At 59.4% G+C, this 19,758-nt stretch carries 24 protein-coding genes; all 24 read left to right on the forward strand.

Translation table 11 applies throughout. From position 1 onward, the window contains the following. The first annotated feature begins 33 nt into the window (after positions 1–33). The 24 genes from C1J04_RS19755 (at position 34) to gpJ (ending at position 19,758) form a co-directional block, all read left to right on the forward strand. A complete protein-coding gene (locus C1J04_RS19755) occupies positions 34–306 on the forward strand; it encodes a DUF6527 family protein (protein ID WP_368074103.1) in 273 nt (90 codons plus the stop codon). Further along, positions 303–623, forward strand: coding sequence for a DUF7694 domain-containing protein (locus tag C1J04_RS05580; protein WP_216825231.1), 321 nt, complete (start codon positions 303–305; stop codon positions 621–623). Before C1J04_RS19755 ends, C1J04_RS05580 begins: the two co-directional genes overlap by 4 nt. Continuing rightward, positions 623–898, forward strand: a complete 276-nt coding sequence (locus C1J04_RS05585) for a hypothetical protein (RefSeq protein WP_114865289.1) — start codon at positions 623–625, stop codon at positions 896–898. Before C1J04_RS05580 ends, C1J04_RS05585 begins: the two co-directional genes overlap by 1 nt. Beyond that, on the forward strand, positions 895–2,592 hold the full coding sequence (locus C1J04_RS05590; RefSeq protein WP_114865290.1) for a hypothetical protein: 1,698 nt from the start codon (positions 895–897) through the stop codon (positions 2,590–2,592). Before C1J04_RS05585 ends, C1J04_RS05590 begins: the two co-directional genes overlap by 4 nt. Then, the gene (locus C1J04_RS05595; RefSeq protein ID WP_114865291.1) at positions 2,592–2,840 is read left to right on the forward strand and encodes a hypothetical protein; all 249 of its coding nucleotides are present in this window, start codon (positions 2,592–2,594) and stop codon (positions 2,838–2,840) included. Before C1J04_RS05590 ends, C1J04_RS05595 begins: the two co-directional genes overlap by 1 nt. Beyond that, a complete protein-coding gene (locus C1J04_RS05600; RefSeq protein WP_114865292.1) occupies positions 2,830–4,473 on the forward strand; it encodes a DUF935 domain-containing protein in 1,644 nt (547 codons plus the stop codon). Before C1J04_RS05595 ends, C1J04_RS05600 begins: the two co-directional genes overlap by 11 nt. Further along, a complete protein-coding gene (locus tag C1J04_RS05605) occupies positions 4,466–5,620 on the forward strand; it encodes a phage head morphogenesis protein (RefSeq protein WP_254693852.1) in 1,155 nt (384 codons plus the stop codon). The genes C1J04_RS05600 and C1J04_RS05605 overlap by 8 nt, the downstream gene beginning before the upstream one ends. Before the next feature lie 4 nt (positions 5,621–5,624). Next, the gene (locus tag C1J04_RS05610; RefSeq protein ID WP_114865294.1) at positions 5,625–6,125 is read left to right on the forward strand and encodes a phage virion morphogenesis protein; all 501 of its coding nucleotides are present in this window, start codon (positions 5,625–5,627) and stop codon (positions 6,123–6,125) included. Further along, a complete protein-coding gene (locus C1J04_RS05615; RefSeq protein WP_114865295.1) occupies positions 6,118–6,444 on the forward strand; it encodes a hypothetical protein in 327 nt (108 codons plus the stop codon). The genes C1J04_RS05610 and C1J04_RS05615 overlap by 8 nt, the downstream gene beginning before the upstream one ends. Positions 6,445–6,654: 210 nt before the next feature. Continuing rightward, positions 6,655–7,704, forward strand: a complete 1,050-nt coding sequence (locus C1J04_RS05620; RefSeq protein WP_216825232.1) for a phage protease — start codon at positions 6,655–6,657, stop codon at positions 7,702–7,704. Then, the gene (locus C1J04_RS05625) at positions 7,704–8,141 is read left to right on the forward strand and encodes a hypothetical protein (protein WP_114865297.1); all 438 of its coding nucleotides are present in this window, start codon (positions 7,704–7,706) and stop codon (positions 8,139–8,141) included. Before C1J04_RS05620 ends, C1J04_RS05625 begins: the two co-directional genes overlap by 1 nt. 12 nt (positions 8,142–8,153) lie before the next feature. Next, positions 8,154–9,047, forward strand: coding sequence for a Mu-like prophage major head subunit gpT family protein (locus C1J04_RS05630; RefSeq protein ID WP_114865298.1), 894 nt, complete (start codon positions 8,154–8,156; stop codon positions 9,045–9,047). Between the two features lie 12 nt (positions 9,048–9,059). Next, positions 9,060–9,614, forward strand: a complete 555-nt coding sequence (locus tag C1J04_RS05635; RefSeq protein WP_114865299.1) for a hypothetical protein — start codon at positions 9,060–9,062, stop codon at positions 9,612–9,614. Between the two features lie 80 nt (positions 9,615–9,694). Next, a complete protein-coding gene (locus tag C1J04_RS05640; protein WP_114865402.1) occupies positions 9,695–10,123 on the forward strand; it encodes a gp436 family protein in 429 nt (142 codons plus the stop codon). Further along, a complete protein-coding gene (locus C1J04_RS05645; protein ID WP_114865300.1) occupies positions 10,123–10,551 on the forward strand; it encodes a phage tail terminator protein in 429 nt (142 codons plus the stop codon). The genes C1J04_RS05640 and C1J04_RS05645 overlap by 1 nt, the downstream gene beginning before the upstream one ends. Beyond that, positions 10,551–10,697 (forward strand): hypothetical protein, encoded by a 147-nt coding sequence (locus C1J04_RS19310; RefSeq protein ID WP_159431869.1) that lies wholly within the window; start codon positions 10,551–10,553, stop codon positions 10,695–10,697. Before C1J04_RS05645 ends, C1J04_RS19310 begins: the two co-directional genes overlap by 1 nt. After that, positions 10,698–11,630 (forward strand): hypothetical protein, encoded by a 933-nt coding sequence (locus C1J04_RS05650; protein WP_114865301.1) that lies wholly within the window; start codon positions 10,698–10,700, stop codon positions 11,628–11,630. It abuts the gene before it with no gap. A gap of 19 nt (positions 11,631–11,649) precedes the next feature. Then, positions 11,650–11,979: a hypothetical protein gene (locus tag C1J04_RS05655; RefSeq protein WP_114865302.1), complete on the forward strand. Its 330-nt coding sequence runs from the start codon at positions 11,650–11,652 to the stop codon at positions 11,977–11,979. A gap of 158 nt (positions 11,980–12,137) precedes the next feature. Next, positions 12,138–12,332: a DUF1799 domain-containing protein gene (locus C1J04_RS19760; RefSeq protein ID WP_368074129.1), complete on the forward strand. Its 195-nt coding sequence runs from the start codon at positions 12,138–12,140 to the stop codon at positions 12,330–12,332. Continuing rightward, on the forward strand, positions 12,329–15,100 hold the full coding sequence (locus C1J04_RS05665; protein WP_114865304.1) for a phage tail length tape measure family protein: 2,772 nt from the start codon (positions 12,329–12,331) through the stop codon (positions 15,098–15,100). Before C1J04_RS19760 ends, C1J04_RS05665 begins: the two co-directional genes overlap by 4 nt. Beyond that, positions 15,097–15,519 (forward strand): hypothetical protein, encoded by a 423-nt coding sequence (locus C1J04_RS05670; RefSeq protein WP_114865305.1) that lies wholly within the window; start codon positions 15,097–15,099, stop codon positions 15,517–15,519. The genes C1J04_RS05665 and C1J04_RS05670 overlap by 4 nt, the downstream gene beginning before the upstream one ends. Further along, on the forward strand, positions 15,516–16,040 hold the full coding sequence (locus tag C1J04_RS05675; RefSeq protein WP_114865306.1) for a hypothetical protein: 525 nt from the start codon (positions 15,516–15,518) through the stop codon (positions 16,038–16,040). Before C1J04_RS05670 ends, C1J04_RS05675 begins: the two co-directional genes overlap by 4 nt. Beyond that, on the forward strand, positions 16,037–16,453 hold the full coding sequence (locus C1J04_RS05680) for a C40 family peptidase (protein WP_114865307.1): 417 nt from the start codon (positions 16,037–16,039) through the stop codon (positions 16,451–16,453). The genes C1J04_RS05675 and C1J04_RS05680 overlap by 4 nt, the downstream gene beginning before the upstream one ends. Next, on the forward strand, positions 16,450–19,758 hold the full coding sequence (gene gpJ, locus C1J04_RS05685; RefSeq protein ID WP_114865308.1) for a TipJ family phage tail tip protein: 3,309 nt from the start codon (positions 16,450–16,452) through the stop codon (positions 19,756–19,758). The genes C1J04_RS05680 and gpJ overlap by 4 nt, the downstream gene beginning before the upstream one ends.

Consider the following 19,758-nt stretch of genomic DNA (forward strand, 5'->3'; position numbering starts at 1 on the left):
CCAAGAGCGACCGGCCCACTGCGCGCAATCAACATGGTTGATTTCGATGCATTCAAGAAGCACCGGCATCCCGGAAGCTACCATGTTGTTCCCGGAGACGCGCGTGGAGAATGGTTCTTCTGGTATTGCTGCCCCTGTGGCTGCGGCGTGATTGCACCCATCACCGTCGGGGCAAACTTCAAGCCACCACAAAGCCCCAGTTGGAATTGGAACGTCTCAACGACTGAACCGACGCTGACACCTTCGGTCCATCACAAGGGGCACTGGCATGGCTGGTTGACCGATGGCTACTGGAGGTCGGCATGACGTTGCCACGCTTCAAGAGCGATGAAATCCGAGGTTTCAAGGTTCACGTCGATGATTTGCTTGGTCTTCTCAGCGTCTCTCACGCTGGCGCGATCAGCTGGGACGATCTGCAATACATCAAGAACATGGTCTGGGGCGAGCAGATCCGGGCAATTGAGATCTACCCGGCGCAAGCCGATGTCGTGAATTCGCGCAACATGCGCCATCTCTGGCGGCTGGGTAACCATGATTTTTGCCCAGACCTGTTGGGCAATGATGATGGTCAGGACGGAATTCAGGCGCGACACGCTGTTGCCTGGGCGGAGGCGCGCGGCTGATGGCTACTCCGGCTGAAATTGCCAATGACATGGCGGCACATGCTGCCTACTGGCAGAAACGCGATCGCAAGACCTTTGAGGCCTGTAACGATGCCACGCGGGTCATCCGGATGTTTCTTGCTGGGCAGCACGTCGATGGGCGCACATATTACGGACTGCATCGACGGCTGCTTGATCTGACTTCCAGGTACTCTGCCGGGAGGGTTGCTGGAGCACCGAACTTCGATCGCGCGTTGCAGATTTTGCATCAGCTGCGCGCAGGGGCCACCAAATGACCGCGCCTATCTCCAAAGCTGACTGGGAACGCCAGCGGCGCGAGGCGACCGATGTCATGCCTCAGCTGGTGGGCAGCGTTGGCCTGCCAAAGGTTCTCCTACCCTATCAGGCCAGGACAGTCGGCCTGCTCGACACGGTGTCGACGAAGGTGCTGTTCGTCGAGAAGTCGCGCCGGATCGGGCTGACATGGGCGCTGGCAGCCTATGCTGTGCTGAGGGCGGCACGGGCGAAGTCAGCACGCGGCATGGACGCGATGTATATCTCCTACTCCCAAGAGATGACCCGCGAGTTCGTCGATGCTTGCGCGATGTGGGCTCGCGCGTTCAATATCGCCGCTTCCGCCATTGAGGACGGATTGTTCGAAGAAGGCGACGACGACGGCGACAAATCGATCCAGACGTTCCGCATCCGCTTTGCCTCGGGCTACCAGATCAAGGCACTCAGCTCGGCACCGCGTGGCTTGCGCGGCAAAGAGGGTGTGATCATCATCGATGAGGCCGCGTTCGTCGACAGCTTGGGCGAATTGATCAAGGCGGCAATGGCATTTCTGATCTGGGGGGGTCAGGTCATCGTCTGCTCCACACACGATGGCGCGGACAATCCCTTCAATGAAAACATCCAGGACATTCTTGGCGGCCGGCTTCCCTATGAACACCTACACATTGATCTCGATGAGGCCCTGACCGATGGCCTTTATGAGCGGATCTGCCTTGTGGGTGGTACCGAGTGGTCGCCCGCTGACGAAGCTCAATGGCGTCAGGATCTGATCGACTTCTATGGCGATGGTGCGGACGAAGAGCTGTTCTGTATTCCGTCCCTCAGCTCCGGTGCCTGGTTGCCCGCCCCACTGATAGAGGCGCGCATGACAGCAACGGCTCCGGTTCTGCGGTTGGAACTGCCCGGCGATTATCTGCACATGAGCGATCTGCAGCAAAAGGCGCTGATGGCCCCATTCCTCGAAGAGCTCGAGGAAGTGCTTGGGCCGCTCGACATGGATTTGCGTTACGCGGCCGGGTTTGACTTTGCGCGCGTCGCAGACCTGAGCGTCATGCCCGTGCTGGCGATAGAGCAGAACCTGAAGCGCACCGAGGCTTTCTCGATCGAGATGCGCAATGTGCCTGGGGACGAGCAGAAGCTGGTCGTCGGCATGGTGCTGGAAAAGCTGCGCGAAAGGCTTCTGGGCGCTGCTTTTGACGCCACCGGCATGGGTTGGACCGTGGCTGAAGACATGGGGCGTAAGTTCGGCCTGCGTGAGGCCGAGGACGGATCAGGTCTGATCTGGGCCATCAAGTTCACTGAGGACTGGTACCGGATCAACATGCCGCCCCTTAAAACCGCCTTTGAAGACGACATGATCGCGATCGGTGCCGACGAGGATCACCTGAGCGACATGCGCTCGGTCAAGCTCGTGCGAGGCATTCCCCGCGTCCCCGCGATCCGGACCAACGAAAAAGGCGAGGCAAAGGACAAGAAGGGCAAGAAGCGGCACGGCGACTATGCCATCGGCTTAGCTTTGGCGCATTTTGCGGCCCGTATGCGGTGGGTCGAATACGGCTACCGCGCGGCCAGTTCAGGATTGCGCCATCAACGCGCCGAAGGCCGCATGCGCGATACGCCTAACAAAGAAGATGCCTTGGGGCGCAGGAATGCCTTCGATGGGCCGCTTGGGGCAAGATTGAGAGGGAGCGTCTGATGAGCGTTGCTTTGATATGGTTTACGCTGGGCTTCGCGGTGGCAGCGGCAATTGCGTGGCTGCGCACATGTCGCGCCGAGGCTCAGTTCCGTGAGACGTTGATATCAATCTATCATGGGTTTGGCGAACCGGATGAGGCTGGCCGGGTTGGCTGGTTCCGCGACAACCGAAACGGAAGCCCGTTCTACGAGGCGGGGAACATCGTCGTCGACGCCAAGCAGATAAAGGAGCCTTCAAATGGCCATTAAGCCTGTTTTACTCGACCGCTGGGGTCAGCCTGTCAAGCGGGCAGCACTGACCGAAGAAGTCGCAGCAGCCACGCTCGGCGGCGTGCGATCCCCGCTGTCCGGACATCCGGGTGACGGGCTGAACCCCATTCGCCTGGCAAACATCCTGCGCGAAGCGGATCAGGGCGACCCGGTGCGTTATCTAGAGCTGGCAGAGGTGATAGAGGAACGCGACCCCCATTATCTTGGTGTGCTTGGTACACGCCGCCGGTCGGTAAGCCAGATCGAGATCACGGTCGAAGCAGCCTCAGACGAAGCCTTCGATGTCGAGATGGCCAACATGGTGCGCGAGTGGCTCGATCGCGACGAGCTGAGCGATGAGCTCTTCGATATTCTGGACAGCATCGGCAAAGGCTATTCGTTCACCGAAATCATCTGGGACACGTCGGAAGGCCAGTGGCAGCCTGCGCGCCTGGAGTGGCGCGACCCGCGCTGGTTCCGGTTTGACCGCGTCAATCTCGCCACCCCGATGAAGCTCGATGACCACGGCCAAGAGGTTCCGCTTGAGGCGTTCAAGTTCATCTATGCCAACGTGAAGGCCAAGTCGGGGCTTGCTTTGCGTTCAGGTCTTGCGCGGGTCGCCATGTGGGGCTGGATGTTCAAGGCCTTCACGCAGCGCGATTGGGCAATCTTCAGCCAGACCTATGGTCAGCCGCTGCGCCTGGGCAAATGGGGGGCCGGTGCCAGCGAAGCGGACAAGAACACGCTTTTTGATGCCGTCGCCAATATCGCAGGGGATTGCGCGGCAATCATCCCAGAGAGCATGTCGATCGACTTTGTGGAAACCAGCAATGTCGGTGCCTCGGCCGACCTCTATGAAAAGCGCGCCGACTGGCTGGACAAGCAGATCTCGAAAGCGGTGCTGGGTCAGACGGCAACGACCGATGCCGTCACAGGTGGCCTTGGCTCAGGCAAGGAGCATCGTCAGGTCCAGGAGGACATCGAGCGCGCGGATGCCAATGCATTGGCAGCGATTTTGAACCGGGATCTGATCCGTCCATGGATCCAGCTCGAGCACGGACCTCAGAAGCGGTACCCGCGGCTGAAGATCGGGCGTCCGGAACCAGAGGATCTGAAGCAGATCGCAGACGCGCTCGGCGTGCTTGTGCCAATCGGCTTGCAGGTTAGCGAAAGCGAGATCCGCGCCAAGTTCGGATTTGCGGACCCAAAGCCGGGCGACCGGATCCTGATGGCGTCTAAGCCGGATAACACTCTACCAGCCGCACCGGTTGGGACCGCTGGGGTCGAAACCGCCCCGCAGAGCGAATTTGAATACCGTTTGAATACCCTTCAGCCCAAATCCGGCGTCCTTGCCCGTCAGGCGGAACAATCGCCCTCAGAGGCGATTTCTGGTGGTGAGCCGATTGATGCGCTGACGGCCCAGCTTCAGGAGGCCGCACAGCCCGCTGTAGCAGAGATGATTGCACAGGTCGAAATCATGCTCGAGAGTGCGGGCTCGATCGAGGAACTGCGCGAGATGTTCTTCGCGGCCTATTCCAATCTGGACGCCAGCGCTCTTGGTACTGCGATTGCCGATGCGATGGAGGCGGCAGACGCAGGTGGGCGGGCGCTGGCGGAGACCACAAGTGGCTGATGAGGTCCGCGCCACCTTCCGGCAACCGTTCAAGGAACAGGTCGCCGCGTTTCGGCTGCGGCTGGGTGATCTCGTTCCCACATCGAGATGGGATGATATCTCCAAGGCTCAGCACGATCGTGCCTTCATGGTGGCGGGCGCGGTGAAAGCAGATCTGCTGGCTGATCTTGGTGCGGCGGTCGACAAGGCAATTTCGGAAGGGACAGGACTGGAAGAGTTCCGGCGCGACTTCAGGCAGATCGTAGAGCGCAACGGATGGCATGGCTGGACAGGTAAAGGCACCGCGAAAGGTGAGGCGTGGCGCACCAAGGTCATTTACAAGACGAACATGCTGACCACGATGGCAGCCGGCCGGCACGCGCAGCTCATCGACGGTAATTTTAAGTTCTGGGTCTATGAACACAGTGGCGCAGCACATCCGCGTCTCGATCACTTGTCTTGGAACGGGCTGATCCTGCCTTCAGATCATCCCTTCTGGGCCACGCACTATCCCCCAAACGGCTGGGGATGCGGCTGCCGTGTTCGTGGGGCCCGCACTTTGGCGGGCGCGATCCGTGTGGGCGGAGATCCGTCAAAGGTTCTCCCGGACGATTGGCAGGCAATTGATCCGCGTACAGGCGTGCCGAACGGGATTGGCAAGGGATGGGACTATGCCCCAGGAGCAACTGTCAGCCATATTATCACCGCACTAAAGCCGAAGCTATCGGATCTTCCGCGTCAGCCCTCGATCAATCTCATTCAGGATTGGCTCTCAGGGCGGGGCTTTGAAAGCTGGATTAAAGATCCGATCGACTTTTGGCCTCTCGCTAGATTGCCGGTCAAAGATGCAGAGCAGTTGAACCTGCTCAATCCGGTCGCGTGGTTGTCGGCGGAAACTATTGCGCGACAGGGTCGCCGCTACCCAGACATCACACCACGCGATTATCAACTGGCGCAGACCGTCATCGACAGGGCGAGCAAGAATGTTGCAAAGCGTGGCAATACACTGATCTTCCTTCAGCCCGATCCAAGCCAACCCGGATATGTTCTGGTTCTTACGGCAACGGTCCGAAACGGAGAGCTCTACCTGACCAGTTTTCGCCGCCTGACCGAAGCTCAAGTCAAAGCAAACCGGCGTTTAGCCCCGTTGCTCAGACAGGAGGGGTGATACGATGATCACCGTCGAGCTGGAAGACGCAGACGTCGAGCGGATCCTCGCCAGGCTTTCTGCCAGCCTGTCTGACATGTCCGAGGTCATGAATGAAATCGGTGAGCAGCTCGAGTTCGAAACCGTAAAGCGCTTTGAGGACGGGGTCGCCCCGGATGGCACGCCATGGGCCCCGAAGTCACCGACTACGATCGCGGCCTATGAACGACGCGGCCAGACCGTCGATGTCAGACCGCTGTTTGGTCCCAATGTTGATGGGCAACCTCTGCGCACGAGCTTCTTTCGCGATTATGGTCCTGACTTTGTCGAATTGGGCACCAACAAGATCTACTCGGCCGTCATGCAGTTTGGCGCTGCCAAAGGTGCATTCGGTACGGATGCGCGTGGTGGCTCCATCCCTTGGGGAAACATCCCCGCGCGTCCCTTCCTCGGGGTCTCTGATCAAGACCGTCTCAACATCGCCGCGATCGTTGAGGAATGGCTCGAGGACATCGTAGATGGATGAGGCGCTAAAAAAACGGCAAACTAGTCTGTTGAAGTCAGTGGGTTTAGAGCTTGATATGCCACTCGACGAAGGGATTGCCGATGCCGTGCACATTCTACGGGCCGCTGGAATTGAGACGATCGAATCCTGCGAAGGAGGAGAAGGCCATCCGTTTCACGAGCCGACCATACGGCTCTGCGGCGGACCCGGCGAAGGGTTCCGAGCCTATGGCGTGGCTGTAAGGGCCGGGCTGCAGCCCAGAGCAATCGTGCGCATATGGACAGTTGATGATGGTGAGCTAACCGGCCCTTACTGGGACCTAATTTTCAGATCAGGCTAAGTTCACGAGAGCGTTTTGCAACGGCTGCACTTGGCGAGGCCCCAAGTGTTGGAACTATGAAACAGATTGACCGAAGCCGCCCGTCGCGCCTAGTCTGCCATCAATTCCCGACATTATCTGGACTACTCCGCAAGCGCTTGCGGATGTTTTGACGCGGCTTCCTGCGGCAATTATCGCTGCATGAACGTAGCCCCTCAATTCACAGCGCTTATGAGTGCCCAGGCTCTGCCAGACGTCGCAGTTCTTGGCGGTGCGCCCGAATGGATCCACCTGCTGCCCGCAGGCCTGATCCAGACGGGCGACAAGCGCGGTCCTTACCTCGCTGCGAATTTCGAGCAGATCATTGCCGAGAGCTTCCTGCACGCTCCCAAACTCCCCATCGACATCAATCACGCCATCCACCTGCGCGCGCCAAAAGGCGAAGAAGCCCCGGCGTTTGGCTGGATCGTGGCCATGCAGGCGCGTGAAGACGGTCTTTGGGGCAAGGCGGAGTGGACTACGGCTGGCGCAGAGCTGGTCACATCACGGGCCTACCGGGGCATCAGCCCCGTTATCCGGCACAGGGCAGACAAGACGGTCACGTCGATCGAATGCGTCAGCCTGGTCAATAAACCCAACCTGCGCGGTCTGACTGCGCTTCATCAACAACAGGACATTCCCCCAATGGATTGGACGAAATTTCTGGCCGACATGCTCGGCCTGCCGGAGACGGCAACCGATGAGGAAATCAAAAAGGCGCTGAAGGGCAAGATGCCCGGTGGAGACGACAAGCCCGCTATGCAGTCTCAGATGTCCGAAATCGGGCTAGCCCTAGGCCTCAGCGCAGACAGTGCGCCAGCCGATATTCTGGTTGCGGCGCAGAGTGCATCGAGTGACCAAGGCGCGGACGATACCATCGTCGCACTGCAGGCCGAAATCACCACGTTGGCAACCTCGCTGAATGAGCTTCGCGATACCGGTGCCAAGACTGCAGCGACCACATTTGTTGATGGTGCAATCAAGGCGGGCCGTGTCGGCGTGAAGCCGATGCGTGATCGCTACATCTCCATGCATATGAAGGATGCCTCGGGGACCGAAGAGCTGATCGGTGCAATGCCTGTGCTCAGCAGTTCCGGGACCTCGATCATCGCACCTGCACGCAAGGATGGTGAGCTCTCGCTGAACTCCGAGCAACTGAGCATCGCCAAGATGCTGGGGCAGGATCCCAAAGACTATGCCGCCACGCTCGCTGAAGAGCAGGCCAACTTGGAGGACAACTGATGACCGCACTGACCGCAGGACGCAACACGCCCCAGATCGCAGGTGATATCCGCAATGGTCTTCTTGCCGCTTCAGCGTCGGCTTTTGCGGGATCGCTTCTGATGCGCAACGCTGCCGGATTTGTCGTCAAAGGTGCGACTGCCACAGGCCTCGTGGGCATTGGTCGCGCAGAAGATGCGGGCGACAATGCCGCAGGCAGCGCCGGAGACGCAGCGGTGCTCTACCGCCCCGGTGTCTTCCGCTTTGCGAACTCCGCTGGAGCGGACGAGATCACCGTCGCTGAAATCGGTGACGTGGTCTTCGCGGTTGATGATCAGACCGTCGCCAAAACCGATGCAACGGCATCGCGCTCTCCGGCCGGGTTTGTCGACAATGTCGATGCCCTGGGCGTCTGGGTGCGCTTTGACGAAGTCCTCACCAAAATCGCTACGGCGTAAGGAGACCATTCAATGCTCATCAACACTCCAAATCTCGAAGCCATTCGTGTCGGCTTCAACACCGCTTACAAACGGGGTCTCGGACAGGCCGAGACGCAGTACACGCGGATCGCGACTGTGGTCCCCTCGTCGACGCGCGAAAGCCGCTACGGCTGGCTCGGCAAAATGCCAAACATGCGCGAATGGCTTGGTCCCCGCTTGATCCAAGGTCTTGCCGAGCATGACTATGCGATCAAGAACAAGGATTTCGAACTGACCATCGGCGTTGATCGCAACGACATCAAAGACGACAACCTCGGGATCTACGAGCCCATGTTCGTCGAGATGGGCGAAAGCACGGCTGCTCACCCTGATCTGCTGACTTTCGGTGCGCTGGCAGGTGGCTTCGCAACCGAATGCTATGATGGCCAGTATTTCTTCGACACCGATCACCCCGTGATCAACGAAGATGGCTCTATGGGTACAGTCGCAAACACCGACGGTGGTTCGGGCGCGCCTTGGTTCTTGCTCTCGACCAACCGGTCGCTGAAGCCGATGATCTTCCAGGATCGTGAAAAACCCATGTTCGTGGCCAAGGATAACCCGAAAGACCACAACGTCTTCATGAACAAGGAATTCGTCTACGGCACCGATGCCCGGTACAATGTCGGGTACGGCTTCTGGCAGATGGCATGGGGGTCCAAACAGACCTTGAACGCCGCACGCTACGCCGCCGCTCGTGCCGCGTTGCAGGGCATGAAGGGCGACCATGGGCGTCCTCTGGGCATCAAGCCAAACCTGCTGGTTGTGCCGCCCTCGATGGAGCAGGCAGCGCTCGAGCTGCTGAATGCCGAGCGCGACGATGCCGGTGCCACCAACGTCTGGAAAGGCACTGCGGAGCTGCTCATCGTTCCGTGGCTGGCATAAGGGGCTGATCGAATGACACGTTCGAAGAAAACAGCCGCCAGCAAGGCCAGCGAGACCAAAGAAACCGAAGCCGCAAAGCCAGCGGCTCCGGTGGTGGAAAGCGCCCCTGAAGCCTCGCAGCCCACGCCTGAAAATGGCGCGGGTGAGACCAAGGCGACTGAAGCCGCCAAGCCACTGTCGCTTGCAGCGGATCAGGCGTCTGAAGTCGCGCAGTCCGTTGCCGAAAGCGGCGCGGGTGAGAGCAAGGCCGCCAAGGCCCCAAACGAGCCTGCCACTGACATTGAAGACATCTCTGCAGCCTTGACGTCCGACGCAAAGCCTTCCCCTCCGAACGAAACACGTGCCGAGGCGGTAGGCAGTTTGGCAGCAGCGTTGCAGCCACGGGATGAGGAAGATCTGATCGTGGTGGTCATCGGCCCCAAAGGTGGTCTCTGGCGGGCCGGTCGGCATTTCACACCCGAACCGACGCGCATCCTTGCCTCCGAGCTCAGCGATGAAGAGGCTGCCATGCTGCGCGATGAGCCGAAGCTCGCGATCAGCCTGATGAAAGCTGACGTCGCCGAGTAAGGCATCCGTCGCGCAAAAATTGACCGGCGGCGGGATTGTCGCCGCCGGCCTTCTCACATTCAATTCGGATGGTTCCCACCGTGCCCTATACATCCCTTTCAAAACTGATTGCGAAGTTTGGCGAACACATGCTGATCTCCCTGACAGATCGGGGCGATGTGGCAACTGACGCTATCGATACGGATGTGATTGACCAGGCGTTGGCCGACGCGGACGCGATGATCGATGGTTACGTGGGGGTCCGTTACGCGCTCCCGATGGAGACCACGCCGCCCCTGATCGGAAGCCTTGCGCTCGCAATCACGATCTACAACCTCCACGTGGCCAGCCCGGATCCCAAGATCGAAGAAGACTACAAGGCCGCCTTACGCACCTTGCGGGATATTTCCAGCGGTGGTGTCCGCTTGCCCATCGCGGGGGCTGATGCGCCCGGTACCGGAAGCTCCGGGGCACGGCTGACTGATCGAGAGCGTCCCCTCACGCAAGCCAGCATGAAGGGCTTCATCTGATGATCGAGAGCATCATCTCCCGTCTCTCATCGGAGGTCGCCATCTTCGAGCATCGCGTAGAAGGCGCGGGCAATTTCGCCGATCTGATGCAGCGCAATGCTTTGCCCCAGCACACTCCCGCAGCGCATGTGCTGCCCCTGGGCTTGATCGGGCGTCAGGCAGACGCTGGTGCCGGTGCGTTCACCCAAGGGATCGAAGAGGCTATCGCGGTAATCCTGACCATCCGCAACCACACGCCCGCGGGCCAAAAGGCCTTGGCAGAATTGCGCGATGTGATCTTTGCGATCGTCAACGCCATCGCCGGTTGGGCCCCGTCTGATGAGATCGGCGTGTTTCGTCTGACCCGTGGCTCCATTTTGAACGCCTCCAAGGGCACCGTCGTCTACCAGATCGACTTTGCCATCACTGATCAGCTGAGGATCCTCTGATGAAAGCACCAATCCTTCCGTCCCGTGGGGGCAGCTACACCCGCAGCAAGAATGGCAAGCTGACCCGTAAGGAGGGACCGGTCACCCCGGACCCCGAAGAAGTGGTCGCTGAGCCTGCTGAAGAAACATCGGAAAAGGAGGCTTAAATGGCCCTTAAATGGAAATCCAAAATCCTGCTGGCAAAGCTGGAGACAACGTACAACACCGACGCTGAACCAACCGCGGCTGCAAATGGCATCCTCGCCACGGAAATCACGCTGACACCGATGGAAGGCAGCGACGTCAGCCGCAATCTGGAAATCCCCACTTTGGGCGCTCAAGGTTCGGTGCCGATCGATGTTCACGCCAAGCTGACCTTCAACGTGGAGTTGGCCGGATCCGGTACCGCGGGCACCGCACCCGCTTGGGGTCCACTGATGCGCGGCTGTGCCGTTGCCGAAACGATCGTGTTGGACACATCTGTCACTTATAATCCGGTCAGCGATGATCACGAGAGCCTGTCGGTCTACTTTCTAATCGAGGGCACCCAGTTCGTGCTGACCGGCGCACGCGGCAATTGCACGATCGACTTCACGACCTCGGCAATTCCCTATCTCAAGTTCGAATTCTGGGGACTGTTCAATCAACCGAGCGAAGAGACGCGGGTGAACCCCACGCTGACGGCGTTCAAAAAGCCGCTGGCTGTGACGAAGGCCAACACGCCGACCTTCACGTTGGCCGGTGTGTCTCTCGTGATGCGGTCTCTGATGCTCAATCTCGGCAACGCAGTTGAGCCACGGTTTTTGGTCGGATCGGAAGGCATTCTGATCACCGACAAGGAAGAGAGCGTCGAGACCAAGGTGGAGGCTGTCCCGCTGGGTACGCTCAACCCCTTCACGATGGCGGCTGACCAGACGGATGTTGCAATCAACCTTGTGCATGGACTGACGGCTGGGAACACCGCAACCCTCGCGATCACGAAGGCGCAGATGCAGCGGCCTCAGGGTCTCGAGAATGCTCAGAATATCGTCGAGTGGCCGCTCCGCCTGGTCCCGATCCCGACGGTAGGCAACGACCAGTGGTCTCTCACCCTCACATAATTCGAAAGGAACTGCCCCAGTGTTCAAGATCAATCAGGCCCCGACATTTACCCGCGATGTGTCAATCCAGATCCCCGACGGGGAAGGCTTTACCGAAGCGGAGCTGAAAACCACCTTCCGCGCCATGCCGATCTCGGAAGCAGACGGGTTCGACCTCAGCACGGGCACCGGCACGCTCGACTTTCTGAAGGCTGTCGTCGTGAGTTTCGACAATCTGGTCGATGACGATGACAACCCCGTGCCGTCGACACCCGAACAGATCAGTCAGGAACTGGACAAGGCCTATATTCGGCTCGGTCTGGTCAGCGGGTATTTCAAGGGGTTGCACAAGGGCACGCTGGGAAACTGAAGGCCGCGGGGGCTGCATGGGCAAAAGGATCGCCCAATGAGACCCCGCGGCAAGACGATGCGAGTTCGGATGCAGCACAGCTTGGGATCGATCTCGGACAGTACCAAGACAACACCGACGCAGAAGAGCTCGAACTGTGGTCCTGGCATCTTGAGGCACTGGAGGCGTTTTTCGCGATCTGCTCCCAATGGAGAGTAATCGCAATCGGAGCCCGGATCGTGCCTATCGGTCTCGACTACACGGCAGCCCAATCCGGGCTGCAGCTGGCAGGCCTCACAGTCGATGCGGACATGTGGGGCGATATCAGAACCATTGAGCAAGGTGCTTTGGCTGAAATTCGGAGAATGATGTGAGCGGCTTCAAGACCAGTCTTTATGTCGGAGGGGATGCAACCGGGGCGAAGAAAGCCCTGGCCGAGACCACGTCCGCATTGGCTGGTACAAAGAAGGCCACTGACAGCCTGGGGAAGAGCACCGCGGCGCTGGATCAATCGACCAGATCCGCCGCAAACGAAAACACCAACTTCACGACCGGCGAGAAAGCGGTTCAGCAGGCTGTCACGAGATCCAACACCGCCGTCCAGCAGCGCATCGAACGCCTGACCGGCTACGGTGCCGCGACCAACAGTGCGCGTCAAAGTGCGGCGGCATTTGGTGGCACGCTCGATCAGAACAAAGCCAGCTTCGATGCGATGCGCATGTCGCTCGACCCGGTCTACCGCGCCTCAAGACAGTACGAAGCCGTTGTCGATGAGACCCGCCGCTCGGTCGCCGCCGGTGCTGCAACCCAAGCCGAGGCAAATAGGATCCTATCTCTGGCGGAAGCGCAGTACCTAGCAACCGGTCAAAGCGCTCAGATCATGGGGCGTTCAAACAACGCGGCGGCGGGCCAGATGGGCAACCTGGTCGCGCAGTTCAACGACATCGGCGTGATGATGGCTGCGGGACAGAACCCGCTGACCCTCGCGCTTCAGCAAGGTACCCAGATCACTCAGGTCATCGGGCCTATGGGAGCTGCGGGTGCCGTGAAGGCACTGGGCGGTGCCTTTTTGGGCATGCTGAACCCCGTGAGCTTGATCACGATTGGATCAATCGCTGCAGGGGCGGCCATAGTTGGGTGGTTATCTAGCGCTTTCCCCAAAGCAGTTTCTTTGGGCGAAGCGATAGACGATCTGTCTGACAGTATTGACGTATACAAGTCTGCTACAGATTCTGCCAACGCATCCGCCGACGATATGATTGATCGTTTTGGGTCGCTGTCCGAGCAGGGACAGAAAGCACTAAAGAATATCGCCGCCGCTGCAAGAGAGGAAACCGAGAGCGTAGTCAAAGATATCTTGGCATCCATGGCAAAGGGCGGAGAGCAGGTTCTTAACTTGAAGGGTCGCGCTTCGTGGGATGTCACTGGAAGCGACATTATGATCGCTCGTTCTCAGGTTGACATTGCAGCTGCTGAGGGGCCCGAAGCTCAAGTCGCAGCTTTGGAGAAAGCGCGTGACAAAATGGAAGCGCTGGCGGCTGCTGGAGAAAAACTCACATCCAACCAACGGCAGTTTCTATCCGTCGTAAATGAGACAATCATAAAGGTTGCGGAGCTTCGAGGTCTCGAGGATCAGCTTCAATCCGGTCGGCGCGCCATTGAGCCAGAGTTTGAACGCCAGATCGCTTGGAACGAAACGATCGTTCAGCAAAAGAAAGACGAGCTAGAGCTTCAAGGCAAAATATATGGGTTTTATGCCAACTCCAGACAGGCTTCTGATATTGCCGCCTCACAAGGTCAGGTGCTCCTTGATCAACTGAACCAGCAAGCTGAAATCCAAGCCCTTGTTGTCCGCTACGGAGAGGACAGCCGTCAGGTGGCCGAGGCGCGGATTGCTGCAGAGCGAGAGGTGTTTGAACGGACACGGCTGACTGCGGATATGTCCCAGTCCCTGAAAGATGCGATCATGGCCGCCTGGGATGCGGCCAACGGTCTTTCGCTAGTAGATATCGCGGCAGGCATTTCTCCGGCGGTGGCACAAGCTGCAGCTCTCGCCCAGAACCTTGGGATTGCGCTGAACGAGGCGCTGTCGCTGCAAAACATGCAGGCCGGTGCTGTCTACAGTGGACGTGGCGATGGCATGGCCGAGGTGCGTGCGCGTAGAGGCGAGACCAATAAGACCGACGGCCGCTTCGTTTATACTGGCCCCCGTCTGGACGCGAACAACAACCCCATCGTCAACAAGACGCGCTCGGGTGGCGGCGGCGGCAGTGCAGCCAATGCTCTCAAGAAAGAGCGCGAAGCCGTCACGGATCTGATCACCGGCCTGGAAGACGAGCTTGCGATCCTGCGCGAGAGCGACCCGGTTCAACAAGAGATGCTGCGCCACCGCGAAAAACTTGCCGGCGCAACTGAAGCCGAGCGGGCCAAGATCAGCGAGCTGATCGCGACCCGCAACCGCGAGAAGACCGCTGTGGAAGAGCAGAAGGCTGCTTGGGACAGCTACCGCGACATCGCCCATGGCACCTTTGAGGATCTCCGGCGCAGCGGGGGCGATCTTGGCGGCGTGCTGGACACGTTGTCGGACAAGATCCAGGACATGGCGTTTCAAGCTCTTCTCTTGGGAGAAGGGCCTCTCGCGCAGATCTTGGGCACCTCAGGCGGCGGTGGTCTGATTGATCTGGCCTTGGGGGCCATTTTTCCCGGCCAGAAGCCCGCCGGTCAAAAGCTTGCTGTTGGTGGCATGGTCTATGGTCGCGGCGGCGGGACATCGGATCAGGTGCCGCTCTGGGGGTCGCCCGGCGAATACATGGTCAATGCCAAAGCGACGGCAAAAAACCGGACGCTGCTGGAAATGATCAATGCCGGGGCTGACATTCCCGGCTTTGCAAACGGCGGGCAGATTGGCGGCACATCTGGCGGCTTCGGCGACATCGACATGCGCCCCCAAATCACCATCGAGAACCACTCAAGCGCCCCGATCACCCAGACCCGCCAGGAGAGCGTTGACAGCCAAGGTCGGCGCAGCACCAAGCTTGTCCTGGCAGACGCTGTCGGTGACGCGATGACCCAGTCCGGTGGCGGGGCAAAGCGGGTGCTGAGCAACCGCTACGGTTTGCGGCAGAAGGGAGCGCTGAGATGAGCGTTCCGACATGGCCAACAGATCTGCCCAGACCTCAGCGGGAGGACCTCCAGGTCCAGATCAATGATCCCCGTCTGCGCAAGCCAACCGAGACCGGCCCACCAGGCTATCGGCGGCGCTGGTCCAGTGTCGCGCGCACGGTCACATTGTCGATTGATGTGCCACGCAGCCTGAAAGCCGTCTTCGACGGGTTCTATGAGTACGAGACCAAGTTCGGTAGCTTGCCATTCTGGATGCCCGATCCCATGACCGATGGCTGGCCACTGTTGGACGGATCCGGCAACCCTTTGCTGACCGACGGCGGCTCTCCAATCCTGCTCTCCGCGCAGTGGCTCTGCCTGTTCGGAGAAGAGACACCGGTGCAAAGCATCCGGGGCATCCGGTTCGTCATCGCGTTTTCCGTGACAGTGATGCCATGAGACGGGTCTCCCTGAACGCGCGCACGGCCTTTGACGCGCCCACCACGGCTGAGATCGAGATCGCGCTGATCATGATCGAGCATCCTGAGCTGGATACCCCTGTGCGCCTCTCAACGGATCCCACCGAACGGCTCTGGGTCGATCCTTTGATGTATGGGACGCGCTCGTCTTGGATGGACAGCGACCCCGCCACTGAACCCTTTCTGTTCATTCTCGCGTCAACGGATATTCCAAGCGACCTTGAAGATGCACCGGCGGCGGCCAATATCGTTGTCGAGAATGTGGACAGCGACATCGCCGCTCTGCTCCGGTCTTTCACCGATCGTCCAACGGTCCATATGGCTGTCGTTCTCGCGGGATCACCGGATCTCGTTGAGGTGGAGTTTCGCGGGATGGTGATGGTCGCGGCTGATGGCAACACGGGTTCGGTCAGTCTTCAGGTTAGCCGCGCGCCGGTCGAGGAAGAAAGCGTTCCAATGGACCGTTTCACCAAAGACCGCTTTCCGGGGCTGTTCCGATGAGCTGGTCAAACACATATGTCGGCATCCCCTACGAGGACCTCGGCCGTTCTGTCTCCGGATGCGATTGCTGGGGTCTGGCCAAGGTGGTTTATCAAGGCGAACTTGGTCTGAATCTGCCCGACTACCGCGATGGGTACGTGAGCGCCGAGGAACAAGCAGAGGTCGCGTCCCTGATCGGGAAAGAGACCGCCACATCGATCTGGTCGCTTGTTGAAGAGCCGATGGCGTTTGATCTCCTGCTGTTTCGGCATGGCCGTCTTGAAAGCCATGTCGGGATCTACGTTCGGCCCAGCGTGATGCTGCACATGGCAACCGAAGACCAAGCCAAGCATGAGGACTACCTCTCGCCCCGCTGGCACCGTCGTCTCGCAGGAATATTCCGGTTCACAGCCGGTTTGAAGGAGGCTTCATGAGCGCTTCAAACGTCTCGGTGATGGCGGCCCCGCTCTTCGATCCCGGTATGGCACGGGTCTCGCTCGACGTGCCACCTGGTCTGACCATCGACGAGATTGTCACGCGAGCTTTGCCGCATGCCCGTCCGGCGTCCGGATTATTGCGCGTCATCCTGGTCAACGACCGTGGCGCGTCTGTTGCAGAGGAAAAATACTGGTCGGGGCTGAGACCAACTGCGGGCACGCATGTGGTAATCAGAACAATCCCTGGCAAGAACGCTTTGCGGTCTGTCTTGTTGGCGGTTGTCTCGGTCGCTGCTCTGGCCTTTGCCCCCGCTATTGCAGGCTTTCTTGGTGTCACCAGCAAGATCGGGATTGCACTTGTTGGTGCCGGTCTGAGCATCGTGGGGCAGCTGCTGGTCAACGCCCTCATTCCGGTCCAAACGCCGGATGCGCTCGAGAAAAAGAACGTCTACCGGATTGAAGGATGGCGCAACGAGCTGCGCCCCGGTTCCCCCATACCCTTCGCCGTGGGCAAGCACCGCTATGCGCCACCGTTCGCCGCTCAGACCTACACCGAAGTGGTCGGGGATGATCAGTATGTCCGCGCGCTGTTCTGCTTCGGATATGGTCCGTTGCGTATCTCCGACCTGCGGATCGGCGACACGTCAATTGAAGATTTTGAGGACATCGATGTCGAGATCCGGGAAGGCCGCGAAGGCGATGGCCCGCTGACACTTTATCCGGAGCAGGTCCTTCAGGAAAACGACGGCGCTGAACTGGTCCGACCTCTACCGCGCGGTGTGGATGGTGAATCTGTGCCAGGCCCCAGCATTGAGACCCCGGTCATTCGGTTCACCTCGACCAACGCCGCACGCGCCTCGGTCATTCTCGGCTTTCCAGGCGGGCTGTTTAGGATCGACGATAAAGGTCGCCTGAAGGGCTATACTGTCTCGGTACGGATCAGGGCGCGGCTGAACGGAGTTGGTGTCTGGACGGATGTCGTGACATTGAACGTGAACGCTGCAAAGCAGGAGAGTTTTCTGCGCCAGCACACTTGGACTTTGCCGACCCGTGGTCGCTGGCAGATTGAGGTGACCCGTCTGTCTGAGGACAACCTCAGCACGCAGGTGTCTGACAAGGTCGTGCTGTCTGCGGTCCAATCGATCCGGCCCGAATATCCGATCAATCTTGATAAGCCAGTTGCCTTTGCAGCGATCCGCGTACGCGCAACCTACCAGCTGAGCGGTCCTCTCAATGCGTTCAACGCGCTGCTCGAGCGGGAGGCTCAAGTGCGTGTCGATGATGAGTGGGCGCTGGGATACGGCAGAACACCGGCGACAGCATATCTCGCTGCGCTCACAGGCCCACAGAACCCTTATCCGGCATCGACTACTGAAATTGATATGGATCAGATCGCTGATTGGCACGACTGGTGTGTCTCGAAGAGGCTGAAATACGATCGTGTCCATGACACGCAGGAAGCCCTGGGCGAGATGCTCAACGCGATCTGTGCTGCAGGACGGGCAACCCCTCGCCATGATGGCACCAAATGGGGCGTGGTGATTGATCGGCCGGAGACATTGGTCATCGACCATATCAACCCGCGCAACAGCGACCAGTTCGAATGGTCACGATCATACTTCGATGCCCCCGACGGCATGCGGATCACGTTTCTCGATGAGACCAACGACTATGTGCAGGCCGAGCGCATTGTGCCGTGGCCCGGCCACGAAGGCCCGGTCAACCTTACAGAAGCGATCGAACTGCCCGGCAAGACCGATCCCGATGAAATCTGGATTGAAGCCCGTCGCCGGATGTATGAGCTGCAATATCGCGCAGACAGCTTCTCCGCCATGCAGTCCGGCCGTGCCCGCGTCGTCACGCGTGGGGATCTGGTAATGGGCAGCTTCGACGTGCTCAGCCGGACACTCGTGGCGGCGCGTGTCACCTCCGTTTCTGGCAATTTGGTCGAGATTGATGAAGAAGTCATCGCAGGCGAAAGCTTTGGGGTTCGGTTCAGAACCTTTGCTGATCCGGAGGATGTCATCGGTGCCTCATTCGTGCGAGCGATCGCTCCGGCGTCGGAGCCTTCGCGAGCATTGCTGCTGACAGGCACCGGTCCACTACCGAGTGTTGGTGAGGCCGTACACATCGGGCCAATCGCGACGGAAAGTCTCGCCTTGAGGGTAAGAGGCATAGAGGCTGCAGAAGACTTCCAGGCGCGCATTCTCATGGTCGCAGCGGCTCCAGAAATCGATATGCTGACAGATGCTGAAGAGCCGCCCGTGTGGGACGGCCGTGTGGGCGCTGAGGTTGATTTGGCGGCTGCGGTACCGGCAGTACCGGTATTCGTCTCGATCGCAAGTGGTGTCGCCGGGACGGGTGATCCGGACGGCCTCGAAATTATCCTGCGCCCTGGAACTGACTCTACGGCTGGCGTGACGGATTTTGAGCTTGATCACCGTCTTCAGGGGGCCTCTACCTGGGTGACAGTGACAATCCCTGCAGCTTCTGCGGGCGCATCTCTGGAAGTCTATTCTGCGACGGATCAAGTTGAGCTTCGCGCGCGGGCCTTGGCCTCGACCACGCCGGGAAACTACACCGACATCGCGTCGATCATAGTGGGTGGCAACGATCCAGCGATCCCACCCGCCCTGGCTAGCGATGCCGTCACCGTGATGGGTGTGCTTGGCTACGCAACGCTTACCATATCTGTGCCGACTGCGGGTGCACCATCCCAAATTCAGATCTACCGCGTTCCTGCTGGCAATCCTCTGGACCGTGAGACCCACGCAGTTGGATTGCCAATCCTCGTTGCCGCTGGGTCGACAGTTTCCTACGTCGATGGCGACGGTACACGCACCAACCTCATCACTGACAGCGCGTTCAATTCCGGCATGGGGTGGACGCCGGGAGATGGCTGGACGATCGCAGGTGGTGTAGCGACCCACGTGCCTGGCACCGCTGGAACGCTCTCTCAGGGGCTGAGCCTAGAAGCTGAAAAAACCTACCGGACTGCATTCACCATCACTGAATTCGTTGCCGGTACAATTACTCCGCGCCTGGCCGGTGGAACTGACGTGAGCGGGGATCCCGCCAGCTCGGTCGGGTTGGTATTGGACCGTTTATCAGCAGTCAGTGGCAACACAGAATTCGCAATTGATGCCGTCTCGGCGTTCGACGGCGCAATCGATGACCTCATTGTCTTCGTCGAGACCGCTACCTGCGTCGATGCCGGAGCTTGGGATTACTGGGTGGAACCTCAGAATGACGAAAACATCGCGGGTCCGGTTTCGGGGCCGTTCGCAGTTACAATCTACTAG

The sequence above is a fragment of the Sulfitobacter sp. SK025 genome (assembly GCF_003352105.1).
GTDB lineage: Bacteria > Pseudomonadota > Alphaproteobacteria > Rhodobacterales > Rhodobacteraceae > Sulfitobacter > Sulfitobacter pontiacus.